Annotated in this window: 13 protein-coding genes; 11 read left to right on the plus strand and 2 right to left on the minus strand. The window is 61.4% G+C overall.

Annotation, left to right across the window (positions count from 1 at the left end; translation table 11 throughout):
- The first annotated feature begins 9 nt into the window (after window positions 1–9).
- Entirely contained in the window at window positions 10–1,461 is a 1,452-nt protein-coding gene (locus tag ACQKEN_RS02255; protein WP_427683352.1) for a lipopolysaccharide kinase InaA family protein, read from the plus strand.
- Between the two features lie 4 nt (window positions 1,462–1,465).
- Here the strand turns inward: ACQKEN_RS02255 and ACQKEN_RS02260 are convergent, their stop codons facing one another.
- On the minus strand, window positions 1,466–7,516 hold the full coding sequence (locus tag ACQKEN_RS02260) for a dermonecrotic toxin domain-containing protein (protein WP_427683354.1): 6,051 nt from the start codon (window positions 7,514–7,516) through the stop codon (window positions 1,466–1,468).
- Window positions 7,517–7,906: 390 nt separating this feature from the next.
- On the opposite strand from ACQKEN_RS02260, the gene ACQKEN_RS02265 reads away from it, so the two are divergent.
- From ACQKEN_RS02265 to ACQKEN_RS02280, 4 genes are all read left to right on the plus strand, one after another.
- Entirely contained in the window at window positions 7,907–9,664 is a 1,758-nt protein-coding gene (locus ACQKEN_RS02265) for a carbamoyltransferase family protein (protein WP_427683356.1), read from the plus strand.
- Window positions 9,648–10,778: a glycosyltransferase gene (locus ACQKEN_RS02270; protein WP_427683358.1), complete on the plus strand. Its 1,131-nt coding sequence runs from the start codon at window positions 9,648–9,650 to the stop codon at window positions 10,776–10,778. Before ACQKEN_RS02265 ends, ACQKEN_RS02270 begins: the two co-directional genes overlap by 17 nt.
- A gap of 78 nt (window positions 10,779–10,856) precedes the next feature.
- A complete protein-coding gene (locus ACQKEN_RS02275; RefSeq protein ID WP_427683360.1) occupies window positions 10,857–12,065 on the plus strand; it encodes an O-antigen ligase family protein in 1,209 nt (402 codons plus the stop codon).
- Window positions 12,052–12,945, plus strand: a complete 894-nt coding sequence (locus ACQKEN_RS02280; RefSeq protein ID WP_427683361.1) for a lipopolysaccharide core biosynthesis protein — start codon at window positions 12,052–12,054, stop codon at window positions 12,943–12,945. Before ACQKEN_RS02275 ends, ACQKEN_RS02280 begins: the two co-directional genes overlap by 14 nt.
- Here ACQKEN_RS02280 and ACQKEN_RS02285 read toward each other — a convergent pair.
- Window positions 12,914–13,555 carry a lipopolysaccharide kinase InaA family protein gene (locus ACQKEN_RS02285; protein WP_427683363.1) on the minus strand — a complete coding sequence of 214 codons (642 nt, stop codon included), beginning with the start codon at window positions 13,553–13,555 and terminating at the stop codon, window positions 12,914–12,916. The two genes, ACQKEN_RS02280 and ACQKEN_RS02285, sit on opposite strands and share 32 nt — an antisense overlap.
- A 121-nt stretch (window positions 13,556–13,676) precedes the next feature.
- On the opposite strand from ACQKEN_RS02285, the gene msbA reads away from it, so the two are divergent.
- The 6 genes from msbA (at window position 13,677) to ACQKEN_RS02315 (ending at window position 21,126) form a co-directional block, all read left to right on the plus strand.
- Window positions 13,677–15,497 carry a lipid A export permease/ATP-binding protein MsbA gene (gene msbA / locus ACQKEN_RS02290; RefSeq protein WP_427683365.1) on the plus strand — a complete coding sequence of 607 codons (1,821 nt, stop codon included), beginning with the start codon at window positions 13,677–13,679 and terminating at the stop codon, window positions 15,495–15,497.
- Window positions 15,491–16,387, plus strand: coding sequence for a GNAT family N-acetyltransferase (locus ACQKEN_RS02295; RefSeq protein WP_427683366.1), 897 nt, complete (start codon window positions 15,491–15,493; stop codon window positions 16,385–16,387). The genes msbA and ACQKEN_RS02295 overlap by 7 nt, the downstream gene beginning before the upstream one ends.
- Before the next feature lies 1 nt (window position 16,388).
- Window positions 16,389–17,792 (plus strand): PIG-L deacetylase family protein, encoded by a 1,404-nt coding sequence (locus ACQKEN_RS02300; protein WP_427683368.1) that lies wholly within the window; start codon window positions 16,389–16,391, stop codon window positions 17,790–17,792.
- A gap of 151 nt (window positions 17,793–17,943) precedes the next feature.
- Window positions 17,944–19,368, plus strand: coding sequence for a bifunctional D-glycero-beta-D-manno-heptose-7-phosphate kinase/D-glycero-beta-D-manno-heptose 1-phosphate adenylyltransferase HldE (gene hldE / locus ACQKEN_RS02305; protein WP_427683370.1), 1,425 nt, complete (start codon window positions 17,944–17,946; stop codon window positions 19,366–19,368).
- Window positions 19,369–19,441: 73 nt separating this feature from the next.
- Window positions 19,442–20,416, plus strand: a complete 975-nt coding sequence (locus tag ACQKEN_RS02310) for a glycosyltransferase family protein (RefSeq protein ID WP_427683372.1) — start codon at window positions 19,442–19,444, stop codon at window positions 20,414–20,416.
- The gene (locus ACQKEN_RS02315) at window positions 20,416–21,126 is read left to right on the plus strand and encodes a hypothetical protein (protein ID WP_427683373.1); all 711 of its coding nucleotides are present in this window, start codon (window positions 20,416–20,418) and stop codon (window positions 21,124–21,126) included. Before ACQKEN_RS02310 ends, ACQKEN_RS02315 begins: the two co-directional genes overlap by 1 nt.
- Window positions 21,127–21,142: the final 16 nt, after the last annotated feature.

Below are 21,142 nucleotides of genomic sequence, written 5' to 3' on the forward strand. Positions count from 1 at the left end.
AGGGCGCCGATGCGTTTGTCTGAACTGAAAAACGCCGGTCGCACCCCGGCGCTGCCGATGAACATTGCGCTGGAGGATGCGGCCGGTCCTGCCGAGTTGCAGTTGCTCAGCCTGCTCCGCGTCCTGCCCGGTCAACGGTACGTGGGCGCCGGTATTTGGCGCGGGCGCACGGTGCTGGCGAAATTACTGGTCGGTCCCAAAGCCCCTCGGCATTTCCAGCGTGAGCGCGACGGCGTACAGGTGCTGGCAAAGCAAGGCTTGCCGACGCCGTTGCTGTTGGCCGACGGGCTGCAGGAAGGTGAGGGCGGCTGGCTGCTGTTCGAGTTTCTGGATCAGGCCGAAAGCCTGGGCGATGCCTGGAAAACGGTGGAAAACCTGCCGCCTCTGGCCGATGAGCAGCAGTCGGTGCTTGGTGATGCCCTGGCCGCCGTGGGTCAGATGCACGCCAAAGGCGTATGGCAGGAAGACCTGCACCTGGACAACCTGCTGCGTCAGGGTTCGACCTTGTACGTGATCGACGGCGCAGGCATTCGCGTCGAGGAAGCCGGCAAACCGTTGTCCCGGCAAAAGGTGCTGGAGAACCTTGGCGTGTTCTTCGCCCAGCTGCCGAAGTCGCTTGAGCCGTTCACCGAGGAATTACTGGTCTATTACCTGCTGAGCAACGGCGAGCATGGGTTGCCGGTCGAGGCGCTGCAAAAGCAGATCGACAAGGTACGCAGTTGGCGCCTGCGGGATTACCTGATCAAGATCGGCCGTGAATGCAGCCTGTTCAGTGTCGAAGACGGGCCGTTTGCACTGCGGGCGATTCGTCGCGAGGAAGTTGGCGCAATGCTGCCGGTGCTGGAAAAGGCCGACGCGCTGGTCGATGGCGGCCACCTGTACAAGACCGGGGGGGCGGCCAGCGTCGCCAAGGTGGACGTCGCCGGCCGCGAGCTGGTGATCAAGCGCTACAACATCAAGAGCCTGGCGCACTGGCTAAAGCGTTTCTGGCGACCGTCCCGCGCCTGGCACTCATGGCGTGAAGGCAATCGGCTGCGTTTCCTCGGCATTGCAACGCCCAAACCGCTGGCGCTGCTGGAAAAACGCTTCGTATGGCTGCGCCGCGAGGCGTATCTGGTGACCGAGTTTCTGCCGGGGCCCGACATCATCGAGCGTTTTGCGCCCTATGTGGCCTCGGGCGATGCGCCAGAAGCCGAACTGCAGGCGCTGGATATTTTGTTCGCGCAGTTGATCCGCGAGCGCATCAGCCACGGCGATCTGAAGGGCCACAACGTGTTCTGGCACAACGATCGCTGGTCGCTCATTGATCTGGACGCCATGTGTCAGCATGGATCCCAGGCCTCGTTCGCGACCGCGTTCGCCAGAGACCGCGCGCGTTTCATGCGCAACTGGCCGGCGGACAGCGCGCTGCACCAAGTGCTGGAGCAGCGCATTCCGACGGTTTCAAAAACGCCGGACTGACCCGTCAGCTCACTTGATTGAGGTTCATCTCCACCAAGGCGTCGATCAGCGCCTGCACGTTGTCGAACGGCTGGCGGTGAATCTGCGGCCATGACTCGCGCTCGACGTAGGCTTTGCCTGCGGTATTGAACCGTATCGGCGTGTGCTTGAGGGTGCGGTCTCTCGAGCGATGCACGATCGTCGGTCGCGAGGGGTCGGATTCGTCGAGCAGGAACATACCCGGACTGTGCAATCTAGCGCTGGCCGGTACGGCAAGCTGAGGGCGCTTGGGCAGTTCGATCTCCACAAGGAAGTCATTCTTCACCAGCGCCGCCTCGTGGCCCAGTCCCGCAGGAACCTGCTCTCCCGGATCGATCAGGATGCCGCGGCCCTTGCCATGCGCCACGTCCATCACGCGCACGCCAATCCCCTGTTCCAGCTCGGCAATGCCCGGCACGCTGTTTTTGAAGGTGTTGGCATGGGTTTCACCCGCCAGTGCCATCCACTTGTGCGCTCCCATCACCTCCTGATGCTTGCGTATCGTGCGTGAAGCAAAATAGCTGAACACCTGCTGGCGCGTGGTGCTGGAGTGGGTCGGCAGATGGCGGATGAAGTAACTGGCGGCGCAGTCGATCGCGCGGATTTCAATGCCATGCCGCCTTGCCTGGACCACCAGCCTTTCGAATGAGAAGGCGCCTGTCGGGTCGGTCCGAAACGTTTTGTCCATGCGCTTGAGGTCATGCAGCAGACGTTTGCTCATCAGCCCGGTTTCGGCGAAGCGATCCAGGTCGGCCTGATGGAGATCGGTCAACAAGTGCTCCATATACAGCGTCTTTACGTTCTGGCGCGCCAGATGCTCCATGTTGTCGAGAATGAAGCGCTTGCTGGCGAGCGCCGAGTGGGATTCGCCAATCACCACTCCCGAGGTGTTTTCGTACAACTCTTCGATGAACATGCTCAATGGCGTGTCAGCTTTTACTTCGGGCAGAATCACGCGCTCAGGGAGGGCGAGGTTCAGGACCGAGCGCGCGTCTTTCTGCAGCGTACTTGCCAGTTCAAAGAACCTCTCACGGACCTCCACCAGATGACTTTCCACGAAGAAGTAGTCGGGGTTCAGGCCTCTGTGACGGAAGTTTGCCAGGTCATGAAAGAGGCTCTGCATGTCGACAGGCATCTGGTAGCGGTTGTCGATCAGTGACTGCTGAATGGCGCCCAGCGGGTAGTCGTTGCTCCAGGTGGCGACATCGGCGCGGGTCCAGTAGCCGGCCGGATTCCATTCAAAGCCGTGGTCACCGGTGTAAGGTTTCACCTCGCTCCTGCGATGGGAAACGATGGCGCGGCGGTTAGGGTCCAGGCCCCATGCCATGGGCGAGCGTCGTTCAAGCAAACCATACAGTGCATCGTCCAGCGAGGTGCCGGATGGACTGACAGGTGACGAGGCGCCGGCCACATTGTCGATGTTCGGGTTGCCGACCTGCGCCTTGAAATCCGCACGCGATGCAGCGCTGCTGATGACGGCATCACTGTCTACGGAGATCTGGGTCGGCGTGCCCGACGGCACGTCTTCAACGCGCACGCTCAGTACGCCCTGCAGTTCACTGATGCCGGGCTGTTGCTGCCAGGTGTTGGCGGTCCGGTGGTCGAGCAGGGCGATCCAGCGTCGGCCAGGGTGCGCCTGTACGTCGCCACTGATGACCTTGTTACCGAAGAAAACCGCCATCTTTTGCTGTGCGAGGGGGTCACCTGCAGCGGATGCCACCTCGTTGCCCGCGTAGTCATAACTGACCGAAGAACTGAACGGCCGAACCTCGATGCCGTTCCGGTGCGCCGTTTTGATCAGGTGGTAATAGTCGTACCTGTCGCTGCCGTTTTTGAGTGCGCCCTCGTTCACGGTCTCCAGATAATGCTTGAGCGTGTGGGAGCCGCTGCGTGTCTTGCTGCCGAGCGCCTTGTATTTCTGCAGCTTGTGCGTGTGCTGGTCGGTTTGCAGATGCTCGATGTACAGGACCTCGACCTTGCGTTCTGCCAGCAACGGCATGTTGTCGATCAGCAGCTGTTTGCTGGCGATGGACGTCGGTGCTTCGCCAATCACCAGACCGCTGGATTTCTCCAGTGCGGCCTCGAAGAACGCCTGGGGCGTCACGTCATCTGCCAGGACCGGCAAGTCGGGTTTACCCGGAAGCGGCGGCTGCTCGAAGAATGCCCTGGCGTCGCGGTAAAGGTTCTGGCGCAGGGTCTGATAGGTCGAGCGACCTCCCTGGAAAATGTCCTCGAAAAACTCATGCAGGCCAAAGGGTCCCTCATCGAAGCGCTCAGCCTGCTGCGGGCTCACGATGCCGAAGACGTAGGGCTGCAGCGATTCCGGCATTTCGTAATCGCTCAAGTCGCCCACTGCTGTGGTGGGGCCTGCCGGGGTTTCATCCAGACGGCTGAACGACGGGAACACGCCGCCGCGCAACCCTGCAGCCTCAAGCAGTTGCCATTGCCCCTGGTTGTCGAGGCGCACTGTTTGCCGGCCGAAGAATGCAAACGGGTTGCCTGGGTCAACGATCTGCCAGGCGGCCAGCCGGACGTCGTACTGGACCTGGTATGTCTGCCCTTGCATGGCGATGTAGAAGTTGCCATTAACAACGCTGACCCCTTGCCCATGCGGGCGGTTCAAGGGGAGGGCGTCCGCCAGAGACACATCCACCGCGTGCAGCGGAGGTGCGACGGTATTTGCTGCGACCCCCACCGGCGGGTTGTCCTGCTGCAATGCTCTCCATACGCCAGTCACGTCGGTTTGCGCGTAGCGGCCGGTGGGCTGAAGGGTTTCCGGGATCAGCGCTCGGGTCCGGTACAGCGGGACATGGTGGTGGGCGGATTGAGGCGCAGCCCAGAACAGTTCGTTCTCTACGGCCACTGGCTGCAGCGTCTCGTCGGTGGCATGGGCAACCGAGCGGGCGTGCCTGCCGGCGGCTTTTGGTCCGCGCAGGTCCCTCAGCACGCCGCCCAGCCCTTTGATTCCAGAGTGCAGATCGCCCGCAGCGCCCGCCGTGTTGAGCCAGGCGCTCAGCACATAGAAGCTGGCGGTGGCGTGATCCCGCTCGTCGAGGGCTTTTAATGCGCGATAACCGTCTGCGCTTGCGATGATCATGCCGACGGCAAAACTGGCGGGCGGGAAGGGCAAGGTCACTGCAGTGGCGATCAGCTCAAGGCTGTTCCAGACCTGGCGCAAGAGCATGTCTGCGCGACCGGTCTGGGTGTCCGCGACATCCTGGATCTTGCGCTCGATCACTTGGTTGAAGCACGCGTCATACAGATTGCTGAACGGCTGGTTCGGCAACGCGGGTTTGCGACCACCGCCTTTCTTCAGTTCAGCCAGGGCAAATGCCAGCGGCATCCCTGCCTTCAAGCGGGCACGGCTGAGGTAGTAATCGCCCATGCCTGCACTCAGCAACGTGTTACTGAATGCGCTTAGCGGTCGGAAGGCGCGGCCGTCCGGGGCCTGCGGCGTATACAGCAGAACCTGGTCCAGCGTGCTCGCCTCAGGCGGCGCGAGCAGGAAGCAGCCGTGAATGACCTCTGCACGGGAGGCGATGACCATCACATCCACGTTCAATTGCAGGGGATAGACCGGATAGCGCAGGCGCTCCGCCGGGCTGCTGTGATGCATGTTGAGGATGGAAATGGTGAGCCAGCTCAGTTGCGAGGCGTCGATGTGGCCTTCGAGGAAGCTGCGCAAGGCATCGGCGCGCATTTGCAGTTGCGTCAGCAGCAGGCTCTGTTGACGGCGCCAGTCGTAGCCCTCGCTTGCAGGCGCCAGCAGTTGTCCACGAATCATCGCGATGTACTGATCGGCCAGCCACTGACCGCGAACCGAGCCGGCCACTTTTTCCGGGCTCAGTGGCGTGAGGTCGACGCCCTCGGGACCGCTGAAGGTGGCGGTGGTATCGGCAGCCGGGTTGAGCAGGCCAAGTGTGTCGTCGTAACCGTCGCGCAGCATCTGGGTGTAGGACAGGGTTTCGCGGGGTGTATGAATGATGATGCGGTCAGGGTCCACTGTGTCGCGCGGCAGGCCCAGCAGCGCGTTGATCCTGCGGCGGGCAGTCTGATGAACGTAGGTGTTGAAGTCGGTCACCTGGGTGTGTGGGGCGGCCTGGTAGGCGTCACCCGCCGCGACGATCGCCTCTTCCAGGGCCACCATTTTCTGACGCTGCTCCGTGGATGCCCGCAGGAACCAGTCCGGTGTGTGCAGCCGTTGCTCGGAGAGCATCACCTCAACGCGTGCCGACACCAGCGCGCGCAAGCCGCTGTTGTAATCGGGCAGGGTTGCGTAGCTGATCCAGTCCTGGGTCGGCGCGGGCTTTTCGCTCAAATCATGCAGTTGGTCTTTCAGGGCATCCCTTCTGCCCGCGGTGATCTGTTCCAGCAGGAACTGATTCATGTCGGCGGACCGGCTCCAGCTCACAAGCTCGCCGAGCAGCTGACGTTCGTTGTCGAAACGTTGGAAATGCCGGGGGCGTGGGCTGTCCGGGGTGAACATCAGCAAACCGTCCGACTGCCCCGACGCATCGAGCTTGCGCAACAGCAGCATGCTGCTCAGGGTGTCACGCCCATTGAGCTTGATCTGCTGCACGGTAACGGCGGGGTTTCTCGGGGCGACGGTGTCCGGATTCAGTGACTCGATGAGGGCCAGGTCAGAGGGCTGAATGTGCCCCTGTAACTCAGCCCCACGGGCCTGCGCGATGAGCTGATGATGCATCGCTTCGCTCATCAGGCGCTGGGTGGTTGGCGAGCCGAGCGCCTGGCGCTGGGCGGGTCCGAAACGGCTTCGCAAGTCTTGCTCATTGATGACCTCGGCGAGGTAGGCCGCAGTCAGGTCGCTGTGCTCAGGGTCAAGCGGCAGGCGGTTGCAGGTGATTCGGCTGTGGCTCTGGAAGACCGAACCTGGCGCTGTGTCACCGGGGTGCAGGCCGTAAAGCGCCAGATGCGTCAGCGTTCGGCTGACGGTGAAGGCTTCACCGGTGATGGGCTGCGTTCGTTCGGTGCTGATCAGGACCTCATCCGGATCAAGGTCAATCCCCAGATCATTGGCCAATCGTGCCCGCAGACGGCTTCGCGCGAACTGTTGCGGGGACGCGGCACCGTCCATGACACTCATCAATGCGCTGCGCGCGCGCTCGTAATTCAGCAGGCCAGAAGCGTAACGCTCGCGCTGCTCGACACTCGCCATTTCCAGCCAGTCGGGGCATGCGCGACGCGCTTCACGTTGTGCGAGGCGATCCTCTGCAGCCGCAATGGCGCCGTCGGGGCCCCAGGATTTCGGCTGGCGGAGCAGGTCGTCAAGTCTGGCGATCAGGGTCTGAGGCGACAGGCTGTGGGCGGTCTCGAACAGCGCGTCGATGTCTACACGCTGCCTGGCCAGCAGGCGATCAAAGGCGTGATCGTAGGGTGATCCCTTGATGAGATTTAGTTGAAAGTCCGAAGGGTGAGTGGTTTCCAGAAACACATCGCCACCGGATGATATATCGAGCCATGCATCGCGCGTGGTGTCGGGCATCAGGCGCAGGAGAGGCAGGCGCAGGAGCGGGTGATTGATGCGACGGGCGAGTGCGTGCTGCAATGCCTCGTTCGACACAAAGCCTTCAACGCCTTGTCCGGGCAACCAGAGCAGTGTCTGCCCCGGTTGGGCGGTCGCAACGATCGCGCCGGCGAATTCGATGCGACGCTGTGCATCGAGTTGGAGTTCGAGGGCGCTGAACACCACGTGCTCCTGCGCATCCATGCCCGGCAGGCAGCGGGAATAGTCGCGGTGCAATTCACCTTCTTCGACGTTCAGTAGCAGGTCGTCGCGCAGGGTCAGTTCGAGGCAGGTCACGAACAGCTCGCGCCGCGAAATGTCACGCGCACTGGCCTGCGCCCAAAAGCGCTCGATGGCCGAGTGCAGAGGCGTTGCCTGCTCCAGGGGCGTGAGGCCGGGTGAAGCGTTAATGAAATTCTTTGCGTCCGGTAGCTGCTGGCATTCGGCGTCGAGAACAGCGGCAAGCGTTGTCAGCCGATCCAGTGCGGGCGGGTTGGGGGAAAATGTTTCCATGGTGCAGCATTCCTGAGTGATCTCCGCGCGGTAAGGTTGCGCAAGAGCCGGGCGAGAAACCCGATGATTCGTCGAGCGATCAATCAATCAGAACGCCGGGGCACGTGGTGCTAAATAGTTAACGCACGCGGTGAGGGGTGAACGTGTAGGGCCGGCTTCAGCCGGGAAGGCGTCCGGTGCCATGTCACAAAATCGACGGCGTACACACGGGTCTCTTCCCGGGTAAAGCCGGTCCCACACAAGCATCGCGCAGCACTTCATTCCCTGCGACCACTTCCAGAGCCATTACGCTATAATCCCGCCCTTTAGCTGTCTGCCGCCGTGGCGCCAGACACACCTTATTTGTCAGGCGCGTGATGCCTGCATGCAGACTTAAGAGGCTAGACCCTAGTGGCATTGACGATCCTTGGCCTGTCCGGCGCCCTTAGCCATGATCCTTCCGCAGCCCTGTACATAGACGGCAAGCTGGTTGCTGCGGCCGAAGAAGAGCGTTTCGTTCGCGACAAGCATGCCAAGAACCGCATGCCCTATGAATCAGCGAAGTTCTGCCTGGAACAAGCAGGCATCAAGCCTTCCGACGTCGACGTCGTCGCCATTCCATTCGCGCCCATCAGCCTTTTCGGCGAAGCGCGTTGGCACTACGCCAAACGCTACTGGTATGCACCGGACCGCGCCCTCGACGCGATCCTGATGGGCAACCGCCGCTACAAGCGCTACCGCAACAAGATCGTCTGGTGCCTGGAACAACTGGGTTTCGATCCGAAAAAGATCAAGATCGAACCCGTCGAGCACCACTTGGCCCACGCCTCCAGCGCTTACCACTGCTCCGGCTTCCAGGAGAAAACCGCGATCCTCGGGATCGACGGCAAGGGTGAGTACGCCACCACGTTCTTCGGCTACGGCGAAAACGGCAAGATTCACAAGATCAAGGAATTCTTCGATCCGGACTCTCTCGGTGGCCTGTATGGCGCAATCACCGAGTTCCTCGGTTTCGAGATGCTCGACGGCGAATTCAAAGTCATGGGCATGGCGCCTTACGGCGACGCGACCAAATACGATTTCTCGCGGCTGGCGACGTTCGAAAACGGCGAATTGGTGATCAACACCGAATACGCCAACGTCATCGGCCTGCGTCGCTACAAAGAGAAGGGCAAAGGCTTCTACTTCTCGCCGAAACTGATCGAATGGCTGGGTCCCAAGCGCGAAGGCGACATTGCCGACGAGCCGTACATCCATTACGCCGCCAGCATGCAGGCGCTGTTCGAGAAGCTGTCGCTGCAGATGATCGACCACTACCTGGGTGACATCCTCAAGGAAACCGGCAAGCTCGCCTTCGCCGGTGGCTGTGCGCTGAACGTCAAACTGAACCAGAAAATCATTGCGCGCCCTGACGTCAAAGAGCTGTTCGTTCAGCCCGCGTCGGGTGATGCCGGCACTGCAGTCGGTGCCGCCGCCTACGTTTCCCACGCGCGTGGCGTGCCGGTCGAGAAGATGGAGCACGTCTACCTCGGCCCGTCCTACAGCAACGAAGACGTTATTGCCGCCTGCGCCCGCCACCCGAGCAAGCCGGCCTGGCGCCAGATCGACAACACCCCGGAGCGCATCGCCAAAATCATGGTCGCGGGCAACCCGGTCGCCTGGTTCCAGGGCCGCATGGAATTTGGTCCTCGCGCCCTCGGTGGTCGTTCGATCATCGGCTGCCCGAGCATTGCCGGCGTGGCCGATCGCATCAACCATCAGATCAAGTTCCGCGAGCGCTGGAGGCCTTTCTGCCCGTCGATGCTCGACACCGTCGCCCCGCAGATGATCAAGATCGATCACCCGGCGCCGTTCATGACCTTCACCTTCGAAGTGGCGGAAGAGTGGAAAACCCGCGTGCCGGAAGTCGTCCACGAAGACGGTACCTCCCGCGCCCAGGTGCTCAAGCGCGAGTACAACCCGCGCTACTACGACATGATGAAGGCACTCGAAGACCTGACCGGCAACGGGGTTTCCCTCAATACGTCGCTCAATCGTCGTGGCGAGCCGATGATCTGCTCGCCGACCGATGCGCTGAATATGTTCTTCGGCTCCGATCTGGAGTACCTGATCATGGAAGACATTCTGGTGGTCAAAGACGGCGTGGATACCCATGACACGCTCAGCTGAGCGCCATGTTCTCCAGTTCTGCCACGGCTATGACGGGCCGTTCCTCGACTGCGCCCGTCAATACGCCAGCCTGTTCGTGGGCAGGGGATACCGTGTTACCACGGTATTCCTGACCGGCGCCGCCGATGCCGAAGTTGCAGCCAGCTGCGCGTCGGACGAAGTGCTGTTCATGGAGTACAGCTCCAAAGCCATCGGCGGCATGAAGGTGGGAGCGATCCGCGATCTGCGCAAGATCGCGGCGTCGCGCAGCTTTCAGTTCTGCATCACCCACCGTTTCAAGCCGACCTACATTGCGCTGGTCGCGACCCGATTGCCGGTGATCGGTGTACATCACGCGTTTGGTGATTATCGGCGCCGCAGCCGCAAGGTGCTGGCGAACCTGTTCCGCTCCCGTTTGAGCCTGCTGGGCGTGTCCGATGCCGTGCGTGATGACATTCGTGCCTGCCTGCCGAAATGGCCGGCCGACCGTATCCAGACCCTTTATAACCGCATCGACGTCGATCAGCTGACCGCCACGCTCCTGTCCCGTGAGGAAGCCCGTGATGCGTTGGGGCTGGCGCCGGATGCGTGGGTAGTGGGCAATGTCGGCCGGCTGCACCCCGACAAGGACCAGTCGACGCTGCTGCGCGGATTCGCTCAGGCGTTGCCCAACCTGCCCGCCGATAGCCAACTGGTGATTCTGGGTCAGGGCCGGCTGGAACAGGACCTCAAGCACCTGGCGGTCGAACTGGGAATCGGCCACGAGGTCATGCTGGCAGGGCAGGTGACTCAGGCCAGTCGCTACTTCAAGGCCTTCGACGTGTTCGCACTGAGTTCCGATCACGAGCCCTTCGGCATGGTGCTGCTGGAAGCCATGGTGGCCGGCGTGCCCCTGCTGGCAACCGCCTGTGGCGGCGCGAAAGAGGTCGTTGAAGGCGTGGGTATTCTGTTTCCCCTGGGCGGTGCCGAGCCTCTGGCTCAGGGGCTGATACATCTATCGCGGATGGACGCCGAGCTGCGTCAGTCCTGTGCGGATGCGATGCTGCAACGGCTGCACGACCGTTTCAGTGACGAGGCGGTAAAAGCGGTTTTCTGGCAGTTGCCGCAAGTCGTCGCGCTCACCTCGGAAACCTGATTTCATTCGAACCGCTGGCAGCCATTGGCCTCTGATAGCAATGAACACCCGGCTGCATAGCACAGGATATGGATTGGAATGGTTGTAAGAAATTTGCCGGCACGTGCGGGTTACATTGCAGGTTTACTGCTTGCAGTGGTGATGGTGATCCTGTTTCTCGGGCCGTTCTGGTGGCCCGGTGAGTCAAGTTCCTGGGCGGCGTTCATTCGCGCGGCGCTGGTGATTGCCTTGCTCTGCGCGGCGCCGGCGCTGAGTCGGCGATCATTTTCAGTCAGTCCGTTGACCTACACCGTTCTGCTCCTGTTCGCCTATCTGCTGATCAACAGCCTCATGGCAGACGACGACATGAAATCCATGCGGCGGCTTCTGCTCATCCTGGTGTTTTTCATCGGCGTTGGCGTGATACGGGCAAGCGGCACCTTCGACTGGGAAAAGATCCTCAAGATATCGGTGGCAGTGGTCGCGCTGTTCGCCGCGTTTTCGATGCTCAACCTCGCCATTCACGGCGCGTTCGTCTTGGGCTATCGGCAGATGTCACTGGCCGGTTCGGGCATTACCGACGTGGCGGACTTCGGCAACACCATCGTCGCCGGCATGAACTACGGCTTGTTTCTGCTGGCAGGGATCTGGCTGACATTACGTTCCAGACGCCGTGCCGAAATCGTTCTCTGGCTGCTGTGCTGCGCCCTTATTGCCACCTACATCTATTTCACTTTCGCGCGCAGTGCCTGGCTGGCGTCATCGGTCGGCGGGATGGTCCTGCTCGGCACCATGACCAGTGGCAAATTGCGCCGCAACATCCTGATCCCTGCGGCTATCGTCATCGCGCTCGTGCTGATATTCGGCTTCAGCGAGCTGGCTTATGAGGTACAGACCCGCGGCGTGACGGGGCGCAACGAAGTCTGGCTCGCCGTGTTCGAGCGACTGGCCGGCCATTGGTGGTTCGGGGTTGGCGCGGGGACGCCGCTCGGGGAAGTTCACCTCTCCACCGGTCAAGTCGTGCGCAACACCCATGGCTTGTATTTCGAGGTGCTCTACCAGTTCGGCATCGTCGGTCTGGCGCTTTTGCTGGCGACGATGCTGCACGCCGGCGCCTGCCTGGCGGGAGCGCGCAAGACCTCGGAGATCGCGCGGCTCTGGCTGGCGATCCTCTGCGCCGGCGGCGTGGTCATGACCGTGGAGCTGCACACCTTCGTTGGTTCACCCAATCTGGTGTGGGAATGGCTCTGGCTGCCGCTGGCCGGCGCGGTCGCGATCTCTCGGGAGGCGCGGCGTGCTGAGGGTTGAAGCGCGGGGCGAGCAACGCTGGCTAGTAGGGCAGGATCTGGAAGTTTGCCTGCAGGACTTTGCGCAATCCCGGAGTTCTGTGACAGGGCCGGTGTTGCTGCTGGCGTCCGGACCCTCGGCGAACGAGTTCCCGCTTCCCCGTTACCGAAGCCTGCCGGTCGTCGCCATGAACGGCTCGATCGTGCGCTGCGTCGACGAAGGCATCCGGCCTTTCTACTACCTGTGTGACGACCCGAATTTCGTGATCGGCCGGCCCGCGCTGGCGCTGATGGGTGTCAGCCACGGCGAGCATCTGGCGATGAGTCTGGATGTGCTTCAAGCCATTCATTCGGCCGACGCCACTGCGCTTAACGGGAAAAAGATCTATCTGCTGGAGCGGGTCAATCGGCAGGAAGGCAAGGCCGTCATGTCGGATCGAGCCTATGCGTGGTCCATCCGCAACGACGACGAGCTGATCTCGAATTTCTCTCTGCTGCGTCGTAAACCCAACCGCATCGGTTTCAGCCTGAACCTCAAACGCGGCTATTTCGGCAGCCGAACCATTCCTTTCGGTGCCTTGCAGCTGGTCGGTCATCTCGGGTTTCGTCAGGTGTTCGTGGTCGGGATGGACCTGCGTCAGGGCGGGGGGCGCTTTTACGAGAAAGGAGAGGCGGCTTTGCCCAGCAGCCTGGACGAGGATTTCGAGCAGTACATCCTGCCGAGCTTCGCGCTGATGGCAAGCAAGATCCTGCCCCGAACCGGCATGCAGGTGTTCAATCTATCCAGCGTGAGTCGCATGCCGGAGCGGGTCATTCCCAAAATCACCCTGCAGCGCCTCGACGAACTGTTGGGTGATCAACCCGACCCTTCTACGCAAACAGCGCCTTCAACCGCGCCGTGAAGTGGGCGCTCCGGCCTTGGGTGTAAGCCGAAATAAAGGCTACGCCCCCATCGCTTTCCACCAGCCACGCACGATCTTCCTTGTACCTGAGCAGGTGCTGGAAATTGCGCAGCCGCTTCGAATCGCTTAGCGGGCGGCGCTGGCACTTCATGTCAGAGATATCGATCAGCCCCAGTTTCGCCTCCGGGGTGAGGATCACGTTGCCCAGATGCAGCGAGCGAAAGTAAACGCCACGATCGTGCAAATGGGCGATAAACGTACCCAACTCGGCCCGCAGTGGCGCGCTTTCACCGTGCTCTTTCAGCACCTGGCGGACTGTCAGGCCGGGCAGCGGCGTGTAGCGCACGGCGTCGCGGCTGATGCTGGCAATTCGGTAGGTGGCGATCACTTCAGGGCAGGGGATGCTGCGCTTTTTAAGAGCGTCGATGTTGTCGGCGAAGCGTTGCGCGTAGGGAAACAGCAAGGCCGAGCTGATCAGGCGCTTGCGGCGGAACAGTTTGAGAATGGTGTCGTCCTCAAGCAACAGAACCTTGTCTCCGGATCCGTCCGCTTCGAGCACGGTGGCGTTTTCTCGCAAGGCCAGATAGGCGCTGTGTTCCATTGGGTGCATCGGCATACTTACCTGAACAAATGCGGCATGTTACCCGAGTCGGCCCCGCTTGGGTCGCGGCAGGGGTCGACAAATATGGGTTGTGCTACCATGCCCGCCTAATTTTTTCGTGCGGATTCCCATGAGCAGTCCTGATCCTCAAGCTAAAACGACCCTGGCGATTTACTTTCGTCTATTGACCTATGTGCGGCCGTATATAGGCCTTTTCTGCTTGAGCATTGTCGGCTTTCTTATCTTTGCGTCCACCCAGCCGATGCTCGCCTACATCCTCAAATACTTCGTCGATGGCCTCGCCAATCCCGAGGCCAGCCTGTTCCCCGGCAACCCCTATATTGGCCACCTGCAATTGCTGCAGGCGGTGCCGCTGATGATCGTACTGATCGCGGCTTGGCAAGGTGCTGGCTCGTATCTGGGCAACTTCTTCCTGGCCCGTGTCTCCCTCGGGCTGGTGCATGACCTGCGTGTCGTGCTGTTCAACAAATTGCTCACCCTGCCCAACCGCTTCTTCGACAACAGCAATTCCGGGCACCTGATCTCGCGCATCACCTTCAACGTGACCATGGTCACCGGCGCTGCCACCGACGCGATCAAAGTCGTGATTCGTGAAGGCATGACGGTCATTTTCCTGTTCGGCGCGCTGCTGTGGATGAACTGGAAACTGACCCTGGTGATGCTGGCGATACTGCCGCTCATCGCGGTCATGGTGAACAGCACCAGCAAGAAGTTTCGCAAGCAGAGCAAGAAGATTCAGGTGGCCATGGGCGACGTGACCCACGTGGCGTCCGAGACCATCCACGGCTATCGCGTGGTTCGCAGCTTCGGCGGCGAAGACTACGAAAAGGCCCGCTTCGAAAAGGCCAGCCGCAGCAATACCAAAAAGCAGTTGGCGATGACCAAGACCGGCGCCGTTTACACGCCGATGTTGCAATTGGTGACCTACAGCGGCATGGCCGTTGTGATGTTTCTGGTCCTTTACCTGCGCGGCGACTCCTCGGCGGGCGATCTGGTGGCCTACATCACCATGGCCGGCCTGCTGCCCAAACCGATCCGCCAGTTGTCAGAAGTCAGTTCCACCATCCAGAAAGGCGTCGCCGGTGCGGAGAGCATCTTCGAGCAACTGGATGAGGAGACCGAACAGGACTTGGGCACCGTAGAACGCGACAAGGTTTCAGGCCGTCTGGAGGTCAAAAACCTCACGTTCACCTACCCGGGCACGGAAAAACGCGTGCTGGACGACGTGAGTTTTGTCGCCGAAGCCGGCCAGATGGTCGCCTTGGTGGGCCGCTCCGGCAGCGGTAAATCCACGTTGGCGAGCCTGATTCCGCGATTCTACGATCACGTGCAGGGCCAGATCCTCCTTGATGGCGTCGAAACCCAGGAATACACCCTGCGCAGCCTGCGCCGTCAGATCGCCCTGGTGAACCAGAACGTCACGCTGTTCAACGACACCATCGCCAACAATATCGCGTATGGCGATCTGGCCGGCGTGCCGCTGGAAGACATCAAGAAAGCCTCGGCCGATGCTTATTCCGACGAGTTCATCGACAAGTTGCCTCAGCAGTACCAGACCCTCGTCGGCGAGAATGGCGTGCTGTTATCCGGCGGCCAGCGCCAGCGTCTGGCGATTGCTCGCGCGCTGCTGAAAAACGCGCCGCTGCTGATTCTCGATGAAGCGACGTCGGCGCTGGATACCGAGTCAGAGCGTCATATCCAGAAGGCGCTGGAGAAAGTCATGCAGGGCCGTACCACGCTGGTCATTGCCCACCGCCTGACCACCATCGAAAAAGCCGACGTGATCCTGGTCATGGACGAAGGCCGCATCGTTGAACGCGGCTCCCACGCCGAGTTGCTGGCGAAGAACGGCTACTACACCCGCCTGCATGCCAAACAGTTCGAAGAAGACGAGCCTGTCGAAATCGACCGGGCAGTCGATGCATGCTGAGTCACTTGCGCGCATGGCGTGAGCGAGGCTGGACCCCGATCGATGCAACGACTTACGCCACCGCGTGGCAGCAGTTCGGCGGCAGCGTTGCCACGCACCCGCAGGTGATCGAGCGTCTGGCCGGGCTTGCGGATATTCCGGTGCGTTACCTGGGCTGGCTGCAAGACGGCAACGTCGTCGCTGCCGTTGCCTGTTGGGGCCGTGATCTGGCGCTGGCCAAGAAGGTACTCAAGCAACGTGATCGGCGGGTGTTCGACTTGGGCAACGCAGAAATCATTCTGCCGGTTGCCCCTGGCGTGACAGTGCCATTACGCCAGCGCATGAGCTATGTGTCGGAGCTGAACGCCGGCCAGATCGACACCCTCAAGCCGCAAGCCGAGAGCCTGGCGATCGCCCGCGCGCCCGAGGACTATTCCAAGAAATTCCGCTACAACCAGCGCCGCGAGCAGCGTTTGCTTGAGGAAGCGGGCGGGGTCGTGCAGCCGATGCTGGATTTCACGTCCGAGGAACAAGCCCGTATTTATTCAAGCCTGTTTCACGCGCGCTGGGGTTTCGACGTGCCGGGCAAGGATCACCTGGCGAATGTGTTCGAGCTGATGCGCGAGTTCATGACCGGCTCGATGATCCTGCTGGAAGGCAAGCCCATTGCCGCTCAGGTGCTGTACAGGGTCGAGTCGCCACGCTGGGTGTCGGTGGAATACATCAACGGCGGTGTCGATCCGGCCCATCAGGCGTTGAGCGCGGGCAGCGTGCTGAGCTTCGTCAACACCCAGAACGCCTGGGCTGACGCGAGGGCGGTGAACAAGCCATTGCGCTATTCCTTTGGCCGCTCCGATCGCGAATACAAAGACCGCTGGTGCCAGACGGTGCCTGTCTACAAGGTTGGATGACATGTCCGGGCGCAAGCAGCAGCTTCTGAAACGACATCGGCGCAACAAGCGCCTGGCGCTGATCATCGGTCTCGTGCTGCTGATCGTCATTGGCATCTGGGTCGCGTGGTGGCTGGTGCCGTTGCTGATCGTCGCCGCTTGGGTGGCCCATGAAGCCTGGTTCTCCGACCATTTGTTTTATTCGCCCAAAAGCGATTACCTCTATCAGTTTCCCGACGCTGTTCAGGCGCAAGCTGTCTCGGTCGTCAACGGCATGCTGCAACTGAGCGAGCCATTGGGCGAAGGCGAAACGCTGCTGCTGGAGCTCGACCTGCGCAGCAGCTGGCTCGGTCGCTGGCTGGACCCATACGTGTTGGCAGGCGACGACCGCCAGGATTTCGAACGAGGTTTTGCCGGGCGTCGCTACGTGAACCTGACCGGGCAGCGAGACGTCGTTGCCGACAGTACGCTGCGTCTTAAAGGTGGTTTCTGTCGCATCTCCAGCGCGGCCCGTTTGTACGTGCTGAGCAACCCGGATTACCGCCAGAAGCGGTTGATGATCCTCGCGCCCCACGCCGACGATGCCGAACTGGCAGCGTTTGGCCTGTACAGCCAGGCCGCCGATTGCAGCATCGTGACGGTGACGCAGGGCGAAATCGAGGCCGAACGCTACGAACAATTGGGGCTGAACCGCGCCGATGCCGCGCGACTCAAGGGGCGCTTGCGCACCTGGGACAGTCTGGCGATTCCGCTGTGGGGCGGTGTGCCCCAGAGCCAATGCGTGCAATTGGGCTACTACTGCCTGCAATTGCCGGCCATGGCCCAGTCACCGGATCAGCCTTTTGGTTCTCGCGATTCGGCAGAGACCGACATCCGCAGCGCGCGGCAGCACAACCCATTGCCGTTGCCGGGTGACCAGGACGGCGCGCCGACCTGGAACAATCTCGTGGCCGACCTCGCTGCACTGCTGGACGCCTGTCGGCCGGACGTCATTGTCATGCCGCACCCGGAACTTGATCCCCACGCCGACCACATCGCCACGACTCAAGCGTTATATGAAGCAGTGAGCAGAAGCGCGCACACGCCGGACGTGGCGCTGTTCTACGCCAATCACTTGCACGACAACGATCGCTGGCCGATGGGGCTGGCCGGTAAGGGTGTCGCGCTGCCGCCGTTTGTTGAAGCGCCGTCGGTTGATCAGCTCTGGAGTATGTCGCTCGGGTCGGACGTGCAACTGGATAAGGCCATGGCACTGGCGATGCAGCATGATCTTCAGGGACCGCCACCTTTGAAGAAGCGCCTGCGCCGGCAGATTCAACGCTGGCTGGCCGGTCGCGAATGGCCGCTGACGGGCGACGACGAATTCTTCCGCAAGGCCGTACGGCGGCATGAGGTGTTCTGGGTCCGCCGCTTTCCGCGCCCGTAACTGCAACAGTCGATGCGCCATTCGTTGCACCATTTAAAGCGCCATTTGAAGCGCTGTTTGAAGCACTAAGGGATTCGAGGCCAACCGGCCAGCCAGCGCTGATCGCTGTGCTAAGATTCCGTCCTTGTCCATTTCTGTCACGGGTTGTTCGATGAAGTTGTCCATGCCGCGTTTTGATCAGGCTCAAGTGTTAGTTGTCGGCGACGTCATGCTCGACCGCTACTGGCACGGTGGCACTTCCAGAATCTCCCCTGAAGCGCCGGTTCCGGTGGTCAAAGTCGACCAGATCGAAGACCGTCCGGGCGGTGCTGCCAACGTGGCGTTGAACATTGCAGCGCTGGGCGCCAAGGCCTCACTGGTCGGCGTCACCGGCATCGACGAGGCCGCCGACAGTCTGAGCAACAGCCTCAAGGCCGCTGGCGTCACCGCCTGTTTCCAGCGCATCGCCCATCAGCCCACCATCGTCAAATTGCGCGTCATGAGCCGGCACCAGCAGCTCCTGCGAATCGACTTTGAAGAACCCTTTACCACTGACCCCGAAGCCCTGAGCCTTGAGGTCGATGCCTTGCTCGACGGCATCAAAGTCCTGGTCCTGTCCGACTACGGCAAAGGCGCGCTGAAGAATCATCAAGTCCTGATCAAAGCAGCCCGGGACCGTGGTATTCCTGTTCTGGCCGACCCGAAGGGCAAAGACTTCGCGATCTATCGCGGCGCCAGTCTGATCACGCCTAACCTCAGTGAGTTCGAAGCCATCGTCGGCCATTGCGTCGATGAGTCAGAGCTGGTCGCCAAAGGCGCGGCGTTGATGAAGGACCTCGATCTGGGTGCGTTGCTGGTCACCCGTGGCGAACACGGCATGACCCTGCTGCGCCCGGACCAACCGACGCTGCACCTTCCAGCCCGCGCGCGCGAAGTCTTCGACGTGACCGGCGCTGGCGACACGGTTATTTCCACGCTGGCAGCCGCCATTGCGGCGGGCGAGGAATTGCCGCATGCGGTCGCGCTGGCAAACCTGGCGGCAGGCATCGTCGTGGGCAAGCTTGGCACGGCGGCGATCAGCGCCCCCGAGTTGCGTCGCGCCATCCAGCGCGCCGAAGGTTCCGAACGGGGTGTGCTGACCCTCGATCAGTTGCTGCTGGCAATCGACGATGCCCGTGCCCACAACGAAACCATCGTGTTCACCAACGGCTGCTTCGACATTCTGCACGCCGGTCATGTCACCTATCTGGAACAGGCCCGCGCGCAGGGCGACCGGCTGATCGTGGCGGTCAACGATGACGCGTCGGTGAGTCGCCTGAAAGGCCCGGGCCGCCCGATCAACAGCGTAGATCGACGCATGGCCGTGCTGGCAGGTCTGGGCGCGGTGGACTGGGTCATCAGCTTCCCGGAAGGCACCCCGGAAAACCTTTTGGCCCATGTGCGGCCGGACGTACTGGTGAAGGGTGGGGACTACTCGGTTGATCAGGTCGTCGGCGCCGACATCGTCGGCTCTTATGGCGGCACCGTGAAAGTGCTGGGACTGGTCGCCAACAGCTCCACGACAGCCATCGTCGACAAGATCCGCAGTCAGGACTGATCCGACGCCCGCAGCGCAGAGTGGCACCCCTTGCCGCTGCCATTTTTGTATTCGCAGTTCGGTATATGAACGTATGAAAGTCATGTTACTGGTGATGGATGAACAGCGCGTCATACTGGACGGCTTGTACGACACCGTACGGCAGCATTGTGACGACTGCGTCATCTTTCGCCTGAGCAAGCAACAGCAGCTGAATCTCGGGCCGTTTCTGGCCTCGGTCGACTATCAGAGCTACGACCGGGTGGTGATCTTCTCCCGGGTCAAACGGCTTGCTCGCCAGCGCGCGGTGCTCAAGTGCATTCCGGGGCTGATTTTTCTTGAGCATGATGCGTATCAGAATTACATGAGCGCCAGCAAATACCACGGCATGTATTCGCGCCTGTACCGGCAGCTGCCATGGAGTCGCGCGCTGCTGTCGGGCGCGGTGGTCGCGCGGCGCATGCGCGGCGAAGGCATCGATGCGGTGTTCGTTTCCAAGGGCTATGACCAGGAAATGCTGCGCAATCTCGGGCAGCCCCGGGACATCCCTGTGGGCTTTCTCGGCAGCCTGAAGAGCCGCGAGTATTCCCAGCGCAAACAACTGGTGGAAAACCTCGCGCAGCGCGCCGGCATGCTGGTGACGCGCACGGCCTCCGGCGCCGAATACCTGGAAACCCTCAATCGCATCAGGATTTTCGTCAGTGCCGACATCGGCATGGGCGAGTTCATGATCAAGAATTTCGAAGCCATGGCCTGCGGTTGCGTGCTGCTCGCCTGGAGCCAGGGTGAAGAGGACGATCTGCTGGGTTTCGAGGAGGGGCGCAACGTCATGTTCTACCGCTCCGAAGACGAAGCCGTCGAGAAGATCCGTCTGCTGCAGAGCGACCCTGATCTTGCTGCGCGTATCGCGAGCGAAGGGCAAAGATTCGCCGAAGAACGGTATGCCTTTGCCCGCGTAGGCCGCGATCTGGCCGATGAAATTCAGCGGCCAATGCGCCCATGGCAGCGTCCATCGGCGTTGATTCGTGCCTGGGTCAAATTGCGCCATGGCATGCAGGTGCCGGCCTGATGTCGCCGCCGTCCAACCACGACAGCGCCGCCCCCAGTGAACCCCTTGTCTTGCCGGGCGCCGATCAGGACGTGTTCGGCGCGCTTCCCTCTGCGCTGCGCCAGTGTCTGGCGAAGGCTGCACGGGTCATTCTCATTGCCAACAACCCTGCCATCACCCAGGCCGATTTCGATGCCTTGGGCGTGGGCGCGGACGATGTGGTGGTCAGCTTCAACCTGTGCATCAAGGCCGCGCTGCTGAAGCCTGAAAGCGTCAACCTGTTCGTCCACGGCTTCAATGCGCCGGACTGTTATTTCTTCGGACTTCCCGCATCAGCTGAAGTACAAAAACTTGCCGCCCAACCTGGGTCACGTTGCTTCACGCTGCTGGTGGGCTGCGCCGTGCCGCTGTGCCCGCTGCCTGACGTCGCGCTGTATTGGGACCGCATTCCGTTGCCTGCGCTGGCCGAGCATTACCCGGTTGATCGCCCCAACGGCAAGCGCTTCGTCGGGCCTTCCACGGGTTTCAACGTGCTGGTGCTGCTCGACTGGCTGCGCGCCCATGCCGGTTACCCTTACAGGCTCATGACGCTGGGTTTTTCCAACGAAGCCGGCAAGCTCTGGGGCGGACACGCCTGGGACTATGAGCGCAACTGGCTGCTGGGCGCGGACGTCGAAGTGATCGCCCTCAAGCCCCGGAGCTGGTGGCGCAAGCTGTTATTTCGTAAATGAACGAGCCCGTCCGCCG

Source organism: Pseudomonas sp. NPDC078416 (assembly GCF_050268485.1).
Classification (GTDB): domain Bacteria; phylum Pseudomonadota; class Gammaproteobacteria; order Pseudomonadales; family Pseudomonadaceae; genus Aquipseudomonas.